This is a genomic window from Phenylobacterium sp. (assembly GCF_030654915.1).
Lineage (GTDB): Bacteria > Pseudomonadota > Alphaproteobacteria > Caulobacterales > Caulobacteraceae > Phenylobacterium.
The window spans coordinates 1-10,834 of record NZ_JAURWM010000288.1 but is presented as its reverse complement, the minus strand read 5'-3'; the positions used below and the strand labels follow the sequence as shown (position 1 = coordinate 10,834).

Below are 10,834 nucleotides of genomic sequence, written 5' to 3'. Positions count from 1 at the left end.
GCAGTCCTTCCACTGGACCATGGAGACCAAGTTGCCGTGGGTGTTGCTCGCGAGCGTGGCGCTCGCCCTGGTGGCGTCGGCGGCGGGGACGGCGTTGCTGGCTGGGCGGCGGGCGCTGTCGGCGGATGCTGTCCGCGCAGTGCGGGAGGATTGGTGATGGCGCGGCTCCTGGCGATCCTTGGCGCCTTGCTGGTCCTGGCCAGCCCGGCGGCCACTCAACCGAAATCTGATGCGCGGCTGCCAACCTATCCAGCTGTGCGCCCCGGCGTCGCCTTGACGTTTCCGGCCGACCACGGCGCGCATCCGGAGTTCAGGACCGAGTGGTGGTATGTCACCGGCTGGCTCGACGCGGGCGACGGCCAGCAGATCGGCTTTCAGGTGACCTTCTTTCGGTCGCGTCCTTCAGTCGATCAACGCAATCCCAGCGCCTTTGCGCCCAAGCAGATCCTGTTTGCTCACGCGGCCATTTCCGATCCCCAGGTCGGCAAGCTGCTGCACGATCAACGTGCGGCGCGGGCCGGCTTTGGTCTGGCGGAGGCGGCGACCGCTGACGCCGATATCGTCATCGACGACTGGCGTTTCCGCCGGATGGCCGATGGACGCTTCATGGCTAAGGCGGGCGGCAAGGCGTTCACGCTCGATCTGAGCTTCCAGCCGACCCAGCCGATCCTGCTGCAGGGGGAGGGCGGCTACAGCCGCAAGGGGCCGCAGCCCGGCCAGGCGAGCCACTACTATAGCCTCCCGCAGCTAAAGGTTTCCGGGACGGTGACGCGCAGTGGAAAGCCCGTCGCTGTCAAGGGTTCGGCATGGCTGGACCGCGAGTGGTCCTCGACCCTGCTGGATCCCAAGGCGGTCGGCTGGGACTGGGTCGGGCTCAATCTCGACGACGGCGGCGCCCTGATGGCGTTTCAGGTGCGCGACGCGGCGGGCAAGCCGCTCTGGGCGGGCGGATCGCTGCGTAGTGCTGGCGGCGGCGTGACGCGCTTCACGCCTGACATGGTGCGTTTCGGCGCCGAGCGGGTCTGGCGTTCGCCGCGCACGGGCGGGCGCTATCCAGTCGAGCGGTCGCTGACCATCGCCTTGCCTCAGGGCGAGCGCCGATGGAACCTGAAGCCGTTATTTGACGACCAGGAACTCGACAGCCGAGCGGCCGGAGGCCCGATCTACTGGGAGGGGGCGGTCAGGACCGAGGGCGGCCGCGGCTATCTGGAGCTGACCGGCTATGTCAGCCCGATGAAACTCTAGGCGGCGGCCCACGCGTCCGCCACGCTCAGGAACTCCCCGGCCAGCTGCTCTTGGCCAAGCTGGTGGAGCAGCAACCCCGTGGAGACCCGTTCGATCAAACCCCATTGCCATATGGCACTAGGATCGACTCCGGTCAGCCCGGCCAACTGTTCGCAACGGCGGCGACCCAACAGGACCGGATCACCGGCCAACAGCTCCTCGCCCCACTCACGCATGGGGATCGCCAGGTCGTAGGCGCGCTCGATGAACAGCCCGTCCGGGTCGATGAACTTGAAACGAGCTCCATCGCCAGGCGTGGTCAGCGTGTTGGCGGCGTGGGCGTCGCCGTGGGCCAACACGCAGGTCGCTGGATCGAAAGCCCTGCGACGCAGGTCTGCGAAGTCGTAGGCCTGATCGATTGTCCGTTGGGCGCAAACGCCTTCGAAGTGTCGCCAGAGCTCGGCTATGAAGTCCGCTAGGCTATCAGCTTTCTCCGCTCCGGTGGTGAAGCCTGCCCCGTCCGGATTGGCCAGCCAGGTCTCGCGCAGGGTCGCGCAGATGACCTCGATCTGGCGGGCCACGGGCAGGCCCAGCTCGCCGAGTTGAGGGCCGAGCTTCTCCAGCAGGATCGCGTTGCGGCCCGCGTCATGCCTGTACACCGCTGCATAGCCTTGGCCGCCGAAGGCCTGCAGCGCTCGCACCTGGTCGTTCCCCGGCGTGAGCCGGGGCATCATGACCTTCAACACGACCTCTTGGTGGTCGTGGGTCCGACAGGTCATCACCAGGGCGTCCGTGCCTCCACCCAGGACGGAGCCAAGCTCCAGATCCCAATCCTGGGCCAGGCTGGCGGTCAGGGCCGGAAGCCCATCAAGCCAAGCGAGGCCTTCGTCGCCGCGAAGGCCCGCCCTGGTCCGCACGATCTCCGGTATGTGGAGCCGGCGCACGCCGTCAGCGCAGGTCCGGTTGGACCAGAATCTTCACATGGGCTTCGGGATCTCCGAGGTCCTTGAAGGCCTGGGCGACGCCGTCGAGGCCGACCGTGCCGGTGACGACGCCGCTGACGTCGATCACGCCTTGGGCGATGTCGTGCAGGGTTTGGGCGAACTCCTCGGGCGTGTAGCCGAACACGAAGGTGAGCTCGATCTCCTTAGTGATGGCGATGGCCGGCTCGATCCGGTCGGTTTCCATGCAGACGCCGGCCACGACGATCTGGGCGCCGGCGGGCGAGGCCTCGATCAGGCTTTGGACCACGCCAGGTTTACCGACGCATTCAAAGACCACAGGGCGACCGAACGATCCGCCCATCATGCGGACCATGTTCTGCGCCGCCCGCGCGGTTGGAACGCCGAAGCCCTCCCAGCGTGCGTGTGGGCTCTCGACGGCTGGGTCGATGATGACATCAGCGCCCATCAACTCCGCGGCGGCGCGGCGGCGCGGTGAATAGTCGGCGGCGATGACCGGTCCATGGCCACGCGCCTTGAGGCTGGCGATCACGGCAAGGCCGACCGGGCCGCAGCCGACCACTAGGGCGACGCTGTTGGCGTCCAGCCTGGCCTTGGCGACCGCGTGGGCGCCGACAGCGAAGGGTTCCGTCAGGGCGGCCTTGTCGGTCGGTAGGCCGTTGGGGACCTCCAGCAACAGCGCCTCGGAGAGGATCATCTGCTCGGCGAAGCCGCCGGGCAGGTTGTTCGAGAAGCCGAGCATTTCGACGCCGCCGACCGGAGTGAGGGTGGCGGGGATCGAGACGACTCGCGTCCCGGCCTTCAAGGTCTTCAGGGCGCCCGGGCCATGGTCGAGAATCTCGGCGCAAAACTCGTGGCCGAACACGGTGTCGGCGGTGGGGTCGAAACCGTTGGTCATGCCGCCGTTGGCGCGGCTGGTCAGGCCGATCATGTGCTCCATGTGATGCAGGGCGTGCAGGTCGGAGCCGCAGATACCGCAAGCGAGCGTCCGGACCAGGACTTGGCCTTGATCGGGCTTCAGATCCGCGATTTCGTCACAGACCAACTGCTTGTCACGCCGGATGACCGCTCGCATTGCTCTCTCCCGTTCCTGATCGCCCACCTTGCCGGGGCTTGGCATATCCCCTAACCCTCCCGGCTCGGAATCGTAAGTGCGTGGGAGACGCGCAATGAGCCTCGCCTTCATTTTCCCCGGTCAGGGCAGCCAAGCTGTCGGCATGGGCGCTGATCTCGCCGAGGCGTTCGCTTCGGCTCGAGAGGTGTTCCAAGAGGTCGACGACGCCTTGGGCCAGAAGCTGTTCGCGCTGATGCGCGAAGGGCCGGAAGACCAGCTGACTCTGACGGAAAACGCCCAGCCGGCCCTGATGGCGGTGTCGCTGGCCGTCACCCGGACTCTCGAGAAGGAGTTCGGAATCGGGATCGAGCGGGCCGCCTTCGTGGCTGGTCACTCGCTTGGCGAATACTCGGCCCTGGCGGCCTCCGGCGCGATCAGCCTGGCCGACACGGCTCGGCTCCTGAAGCTGCGCGGCCAGGCCATGCAGCGCGCCGTGCCGGTGGGTGCGGGCGCGATGGCCTCGCTGATCGGTCCCAAGAGCGACGTGGCATTGGCTGAGGCCGCCGCCGAGGCCGGTTCGGCCGCCGGTGTCTGCGTCGTCGCCAACGACAACAACAACGGCAACGTGGTGATCTCCGGCGACAAGGCCGCGGTCGATCTGGCCATCGAGAAGGCCAAGGAGCTTGGCGCTCGGGCCATTCCCCTGAACGTCTCGGCGCCGTTCCACTGCCCGCTGATGCAGCCCGCCGCCGATGAGATGGCGCAGGCCTTGGCCAGCGCGACCATCCTGGCGCCGCGCGCGCCGCTGGTGGCCAATGTGACCGCGCGCCCGACCTTGGATCCGGAAGAGATCCGCCGTCTGCTGGTCGAGCAGGTCACGGGCCGCGTGCGTTGGCGCGAGAGCATGATCTGGCTGGCGGGCGAGGGCGGTGTGACCCGCTTCGCCGAGGCAGGCGCCGGCAAGGTGCTGTCGGGCATGGCCAAGCGCATCGCCCCGGACGCCGAGGCGACCCCGCTCAATACGCCTGCCGACCTCGAAGCCTTCGCGAAGGGACTCTGACATGTTCGACCTGACCGGAAAGACGGCCTTGGTCACCGGCGCGACCGGTGGCATCGGCGGCGAGATCGCCAAGGCCCTGCATGCGGCTGGCGCCCACGTGGTGCTGTCTGGCACCCGCGAGGCGGCCCTGCAGGAGCTGGCCCAGGCCCTGGGTGAGCGCACTTCGGCGGTGGCGGCCAATCTCTCGGACGCCGAATCTGTGGATGGATTGATCGGTCGCGCCGAGGAAGCCGCCGGCGCGGGCCTCGATATCCTGGTCGCCAATGCGGGAATCACCCGCGACGGCCTGCTGATGCGGATGAAGGACGAGGACTGGGACGCGGTCATCAAGGTCAATCTGGAGAGCTACTTCCGCCTTAGCCGTGCGGCCATGCGCGGCATGATGAAGCGTCGTTCGGGCCGAATCATCGGCATCACCTCGGTGGTCGGCGTGATGGGCAACCCAGGTCAGGCGAACTATGCGGCCTCAAAGGCCGGCATGATCGGGTTCTCCAAGGCCCTGGCCCAAGAGGTCGCAACCCGTGGCATCACTGTGAATTGCGTGGCGCCAGGCTTTATCGAGAGCCCGATGACTGAGGCTCTGAATGAGCAGCAGAAGGCGCAAATCCTAAGCACGATCCCGGTGGGCCGCCTTGGTTCGGGCAGTGACGTGGCCGCAGCCTGTGTCTATCTGGCAAGCCAAGAAGCTGGTTACATGACGGGGCAGACCCTGCATGTAAATGGCGGCATGGCCATGATCTGAGCCTGCTGGCGTGGCCGTAGCGAACATGCTACGTCGCCGCCCGAACCGGCGAGGCGAACGTCTCAACCTGTATGTTTGCAACGGTTGACATCCTGTCAGCCGTCGCAGATGGATTTAGAAACAAAGGGACTTAAGCGAATGTCCGACATCCTCGAGCGCGTGCGTAAGATCGTCATCGAACATCTCGACGCCGATCCTGAGAAGGTCACCGAGAAGGCGAGCTTCATCGACGACCTGGGCGCTGACAGCCTCGACAACGTCGAACTGGTTATGGCCTTCGAAGAAGAATTTGATATCGAAATCCCCGACGACGCCGCGGAGCATATCCAAACCGTTGGCGACGCGGTGAAGTTCATCGGTGAGCGCCTGGGCGCCTAAGGCAACCCACGGAATTCATTGACTATTCGACCGCCGCGAAGCTCTTCGGAGTTCGCGGCGGTCTGCGTTTTGGAGGCCCCCTCGCATGCGTCGCGTCGTCGTCACCGGTATCGGTCTGCTCACCCCTTTCGGCCAAGGCGCCGAGCTTAGCTGGCAAGCCGTTCTGGCCGGCAAGTCGGGCGCCGGGCGGATCACCACCTTCGACCCCACGGACTACGCCTGCCAGGTGGCCTGCGAAATTCCCCGTGTCGACGGACGCGGCGGCGGCGGCCCAGATGTCCCGGGTTCATTTAATCCCGACGACACCATGCCGCCCAAGGACCAGCGCCGGGTCGATGACTTCATTCTCTATGCGATCGCCGCGGCCGACGAGGCCGTGAAGGATTCCGGCTGGGTTCCCCAGTCCGATGAGGACAAGGAGCGCACCGGGGTCATTATCGGGTCGGGCATCGGTGGCCTGGCCACCATCGAGAAGACCTCGATCGAGCTCTATGAAAAGGGTCCGCGCCGGGTCAGCCCGTTCTTCATCCCCTCGGCCCTGATCAACCTCGCCTCGGGCCAGGTCTCGATCCGCCACGGCTTCAAGGGTCCGAACCACTCCGTGGTGACGGCCTGCGCGACCGGCGCCCACGCCATCGGCGACGCCGCGCGGATGATCAAGTACGGGGACGCCGACGTGATGGTGGCCGGCGGCGCCGAAGCCGCCATCTGTCCGGTGGGCGTCGCGGGCTTCATCGCCTGCCGTGCGATGTCGACCGGCTTCAACGACACCCCCCAGAAGGCCAGCCGCCCCTATGACAAGGATCGCGACGGCTTCGTGATGGGGGAGGGCGCCGGCGTGCTGGTGCTGGAAGAGTACGAACACGCCAAGGCGCGTGGCGCGAAGATCTACGCCGAGGTCGCCGGCTACGGTCTGGCGGGCGACGCCTATCATATCACCGCCCCGGCCGAGGACGGCGACGGCGGCTTCCGCGCCATGAAGGCGGCGATCAAGGACGCTGGGATCGAGCCGTCGGAAATCGATTACATCAACGCCCACGGCACCTCGACGCCGCTCGGCGACGAGATTGAACTGGGCGCCGTCACCCGCCTGCTGGGCGACGCCGCCAAGGGCATGACCATGTCGTCCACCAAGTCGGCCACAGGCCATTTGTTGGGCGCGGCGGGGGCCATCGAATCGGCCTTCGCGATCCTGGCGATCCGTGACCAGATCGCCCCGCCGACCATCAATCTCGACAATCCATCGGTCGTCACCGAGATCGACCTGGTTCCGAACAAGGCCAAGCCGATGAGGATCGATATCGCGCTGTCCAACAGTTTCGGGTTCGGCGGCACCAACGCCTCCGTGGTCTTCAAGAAGGTCACGTGAGCCGCAAGCCCCGCAAAGCCAAGGGCAAGGGCCGGCGCGCCGCGGGCCTGTCGCCCATGCGCCGGCTGATCATCATGCTCGGCAGCGCCGCGGCCACCTTGGCCGTGGTCGTGGCCCTGGTCCTAGCCTGGGGCCTGTGGTCCTACCAGGGGCCGGGTCCGGCCACCGATGGCGGCGAGCCGCGCGTCATCATGCTGCGCAAGGGCTCGGGCCTGACTGAGATCGCCTCGACCCTGGAACGCGACGGGGCGATCCGCTCCAAGGCGATGTTCGCCGCCGCCGCTCAGATCACCGGCGCGGCCAAGTCCCTGAAGGCCGGCGAGTACGAATTCAAAAGCCGCGCCTCGATGGCCAGCATCCTGCGCGACATCCGCGACGGGAAGATCGTGGTCCACCAGGTCACGATTCCCGAGGGCATGACCTCCCAGGCGGCGGTCGAACTGCTGATGGCGCGGCCCGATCTGAGCGGCGTCGTGGCCGCCCCCCCCGAAGGCGCGATCCTGCCCGAGACCTATCAATACGAGCGCGGCGAAGACCGCGCCGCCGTGCTGAAGCGGATGATGGACGCACGCGACGAACTGCTGGTGCTGTTGTGGGACAAGCGTCAGCCCGGCCTGCCGATCACCACGCCGCAGGAGGCCGTGACGTTGGCTTCGATCGTCGAGAAGGAAACCGGCATCGCCAGTGAACGGCCGCAGGTGGCGGCTGTGTTCGTGAACCGTCTGCGGGCCGGCATGCGGCTGGAGAGCGACCCGACGATCATCTACGGCCTGACGGGCGGCAAGCCGCTGGGCCGTGGCCTGCGCGCCTCCGAACTGGCCGTGCCGAACCCCTTCAACACCTATCAGATCGACCGTCTGCCCCCGACCCCAATCGCCAATCCGGGCCGCGCGGCGCTGGCGGCGGTGCTCGATCCGCCGAAGAGCGAGGCCCTGTTCTTCGTCGCCGACGGCACCGGCGGCCACGTCTTCGCGCAGACCTATGAGGAGCACCTGAAGAACGTCGCCAAGTGGCGGTCGGTCGAACGGGAGCGCGAGGCCAAGGCGCTGCAGGAAAAGGCCGCCGAGCTAAAGGCCGATCGCTAGGCCCGCTCGCTAGATCCCTCCGGTAAATTCCCAGGTCCCCTCCGCAAATGGCCCTAGGGCCTGGGCAAGGCCATGGCCCTATCCGTGGTGAGAGCCGAATTTGGCGCGCCAGCCCGTGCTCCGAGTTCGACACCCCATCGAAGCGGATTGGAGGACGGGCCTATGGCCGAAGATTGGTCCATCGATGTCAGGAAGTACGTCCCGAACGCCGATTTGAAGGTGATCGACGCGATCGTCCGATACTGCGGGATCGCCCTGCAAAATCGGGATTCCTCCCTCGTGTCGTTCGGCGACGCCGCGGAGGTCGGCAGGGTTCGCGAGAACTATCTGAAGAAGAAACTGGGCCTAACCCATAGCGACGCCGAGCTGGATGATGCGATCGCCGAAGTCGGCACGCGCATGAAGGAAGATCGGACCAAGAACCGGGTCACGGTCTACTACCTGCTCGCCGAACACTTCAGGAAGCTGTCGGTGTTCGGCGGCGCCGACGTGGCGGGGATTGGGAATGCGGCGCTGGGGGCAGGCGCCCTAGGTGTCGGCGCGGCCGCCGCCTCCGTCGCCAACGCATCCACCGACGCCTCGGCGACAGTGGCCGATTTCCCTGACCGGCCGCAACGGGTCGAGGAGCGGCCTGCGCCAGCCGCTCCTGTCTACGCCGAGCGGTCGGCGGCGGCTGCGCCCGCCGCACGCGGTGGGTTGGTGCGCTGGCTGCCGTGGCTGCTTGGTCTGGCCGCCCTGGCCTTGCTCGTCTGGTTCCTGCTGGGCCGCCAGACCGCGACGACGACGGCTCCTGTCGCGGAGATGAAGACCGCGCCGCCAGCGGCGGCGGTCGCGCCGGTCGAGGCGGCGCCGACGACGGCCCCGCCAGCGATCGCCAGCGCGCCGGCTCCCGCGACAACGGCGGTGGCGGTTATCGCACTGCCGGCCGTGGTGCACTTCGCCTTGGGCTCGGCGGCGGTCGGCGGCGACGACGGCAGGGCCATCGAGGAGGCCGCCGCCGCGATCAAGCGGGACAACCTGAAGGTCGCGGTCACCGGCTATACGGACCAGACCGGCAATCTGGCGATCAACGCGCCGCTGGCCAAGCAGCGCGCCAGCGCCGTGCGTGACCGGCTGATCGCCGCGGGCGTTCCGGCGGGCGATATCGAGATGGTCGCGCCGACGGCGGTCGAAAGCGGCCTGGCCGGTGTCGCTGATAGCGAAGCTCGTCGGGTCGAGATCAGCCGGCGATAAGGCTGAACTGCATGGCGCCACGGCTTGCGCGAGGCGACGACTCGCCGCTCATCGCGAACCGACGTGACGCTAGGCGAGGGCGCAACGGGGCGTGACGTAGCCAGGCCGTTTCCGCAGCGTGTAAGCTGGCGCCAGTCAATGGTGCGGCTTTCGAGGGGCGTGGGTCCCAGGGGTGTTTTCAATGCCACTATCTGGGATGACGGGCTTTGGCCGGGCTGAGGCTTCGTCGGCGGAATGGAGCTGGGCGGTCGAGGCCCGCTCGGTGAACGGACGCAATCTGGAAATCCGGTTCCGGGGGCCGCCGGGCTTCGACCAGCTTGATCGGGCCGCGCGCGAAGGCGCGCAGAGCCGCTTCGCGCGCGGGCAGGTGACGCTGGGCGTCCAGGCCAAGAAGGCCGAGGCCGGCGTGCAGGTACGGGTCAATCAGGAACAGCTGGACCGGTATCTGGAGCTCGGCGCCCCGCTGATCGCCGCGGGCCGGGCCGGGCCGCCCAGCCTGGACGGCTTGCTGGCCTTGCGCGGGGTGCTGGAAGTCGTCGACACCGAGGATGATCCGGAAGCACAGGCGAGCCTGGAGGCGGCCATGGCGCGGTCGATCAACGCGGCGCTGGACGCCCTGGCGGTTTCACGGCGCGAAGAGGGTTTGGCCCTGACCTCCGTGCTCGTGGCGCTGGTGGATCGAATCGAAATGCTGGTCGCCCAGGCCCACGATCTGGCCGAGGGACAGCCCGCCACGATCAAGGACCGGTTCGCGCGGCGGATGGCCGAACTGATCGGGGAGGCCGCGCCGGCCGACAAGATCGTCACCGAGGCCGCCGCCATGGCGGTGAAGGCCGACGTCCGCGAGGAACTGGACCGGCTGCGAGCCCATGTGGACGCGGCCCGGGCGCACATCGTCGGCGAGGGGCCGCAGGGCCGCCGCCTGGATTTCCTGACGCAAGAGTTCATGCGCGAGGCCAACACCCTGTGCTCGAAGTCGGCGCTAGGCGCGATGACGACCGTTGGGCTGGACCTGAAGGCCACCATCGAACAGTTCCGCGAGCAGGTGCAGAACGTGGAGTAGAATATCCTTCCCCCTTGCGGGAGAAGGTGGCACCGCGCTAGCGGGGGCGGATGAGGGTTGCGCGCCCTCGCCGTGATAGACGCCGATCGGCTGGGAAATGACATTGAGAGTTCTGAGAGCCCCCTCATCGAGCCTTGCTCAGCAAGTCCGCCTTCGCCCACCAGGGGGGAAGGACTTCTGATGACTGACGAACACGCCAAGCCCTGGGAAACCATCCGTCGCGGCCTGCTGCTGCTGGTTTCCAGCCCCGCCGGCGCAGGCAAGACCTCGCTGTCGCGGCGGCTGGTGTCCGACCATGCCGATCTGATGCTGTCGATCTCCTGGACCACCCGGGCCGCGCGGCCCGGCGAGGAGGAGGGGCGCGAGTACTTCTTCGTCGACCGGCCGGCCTTCGAGGCGATGATCGCCAAGGGTGGGTTCCTGGAGTGGGCCGAGGTGAACGGCAACCTCTATGGCACGCCGATGGCGGCGGTGAGGTCAGCCCTGGAAGAGGGCAAGGACGAGCTGTTCGATATCGACTGGCAGGGCGCGGGGCAGATCACCGAGAAGGCCCCCAACGACAGCGTCGGGGTGTTCATCCTGCCGCCGTCCTGGGAGGACCTGTCGCGCCGGCTGCACGCGCGCGCCCAGGACAGCGAAGAGGTGATCAACCAGCGCTTGGCTC

The 10,834-nt window shown here is 67.4% G+C and carries 11 protein-coding genes; 9 read left to right on the top strand and 2 right to left on the bottom strand.

Annotated features, from left to right (window positions below):
* Positions 1–156 precede the first annotated feature (156 nt).
* Positions 157–1,245, top strand: a complete 1,089-nt coding sequence (locus Q7T84_RS15200; protein WP_304810463.1) for a carotenoid 1,2-hydratase — start codon at positions 157–159, stop codon at positions 1,243–1,245.
* Here Q7T84_RS15200 and Q7T84_RS15195 read toward each other — a convergent pair.
* Positions 1,242–2,141, bottom strand: a complete 900-nt coding sequence (locus Q7T84_RS15195) for an aminoglycoside phosphotransferase family protein (RefSeq protein ID WP_304810461.1) — start codon at positions 2,139–2,141, stop codon at positions 1,242–1,244. The genes Q7T84_RS15200 and Q7T84_RS15195 overlap by 4 nt on opposite strands.
* 31 nt (positions 2,142–2,172) lie before the next feature.
* A complete protein-coding gene (locus Q7T84_RS15190) occupies positions 2,173–3,261 on the bottom strand; it encodes a zinc-binding dehydrogenase (protein ID WP_304810459.1) in 1,089 nt (362 codons plus the stop codon).
* 94 nt (positions 3,262–3,355) lie between these two features.
* Between Q7T84_RS15190 and fabD the strand changes: the two genes are divergently transcribed.
* The 8 genes from fabD to gmk all read left to right on the top strand — a co-directional run.
* Positions 3,356–4,300, top strand: coding sequence for an ACP S-malonyltransferase (gene fabD / locus Q7T84_RS15185; protein ID WP_304810457.1), 945 nt, complete (start codon positions 3,356–3,358; stop codon positions 4,298–4,300).
* A 1-nt stretch (position 4,301) separates the two neighbouring features.
* The gene (gene fabG, locus Q7T84_RS15180) at positions 4,302–5,042 is read left to right on the top strand and encodes a 3-oxoacyl-[acyl-carrier-protein] reductase (RefSeq protein ID WP_304810455.1); all 741 of its coding nucleotides are present in this window, start codon (positions 4,302–4,304) and stop codon (positions 5,040–5,042) included.
* A 138-nt stretch (positions 5,043–5,180) separates the two neighbouring features.
* Positions 5,181–5,420, top strand: a complete 240-nt coding sequence (locus Q7T84_RS15175; protein ID WP_056019455.1) for an acyl carrier protein — start codon at positions 5,181–5,183, stop codon at positions 5,418–5,420.
* Between the two features lie 85 nt (positions 5,421–5,505).
* Entirely contained in the window at positions 5,506–6,789 is a 1,284-nt protein-coding gene (gene fabF, locus Q7T84_RS15170) for a beta-ketoacyl-ACP synthase II (protein ID WP_304810453.1), read from the top strand.
* On the top strand, positions 6,786–7,874 hold the full coding sequence (gene mltG / locus Q7T84_RS15165; protein WP_370653670.1) for an endolytic transglycosylase MltG: 1,089 nt from the start codon (positions 6,786–6,788) through the stop codon (positions 7,872–7,874). Before fabF ends, mltG begins: the two co-directional genes overlap by 4 nt.
* A gap of 162 nt (positions 7,875–8,036) precedes the next feature.
* On the top strand, positions 8,037–9,107 hold the full coding sequence (locus Q7T84_RS15160; protein WP_304810451.1) for a DUF2853 family protein: 1,071 nt from the start codon (positions 8,037–8,039) through the stop codon (positions 9,105–9,107).
* Positions 9,108–9,288: 181 nt separating this feature from the next.
* Positions 9,289–10,170: a YicC/YloC family endoribonuclease gene (locus tag Q7T84_RS15155; protein ID WP_304810449.1), complete on the top strand. Its 882-nt coding sequence runs from the start codon at positions 9,289–9,291 to the stop codon at positions 10,168–10,170.
* A 180-nt stretch (positions 10,171–10,350) separates the two neighbouring features.
* Positions 10,351–10,834 (top strand): guanylate kinase (gmk, locus tag Q7T84_RS15150; RefSeq protein ID WP_304810447.1); only part of this gene is annotated, 484 nt, incomplete at its 3' end.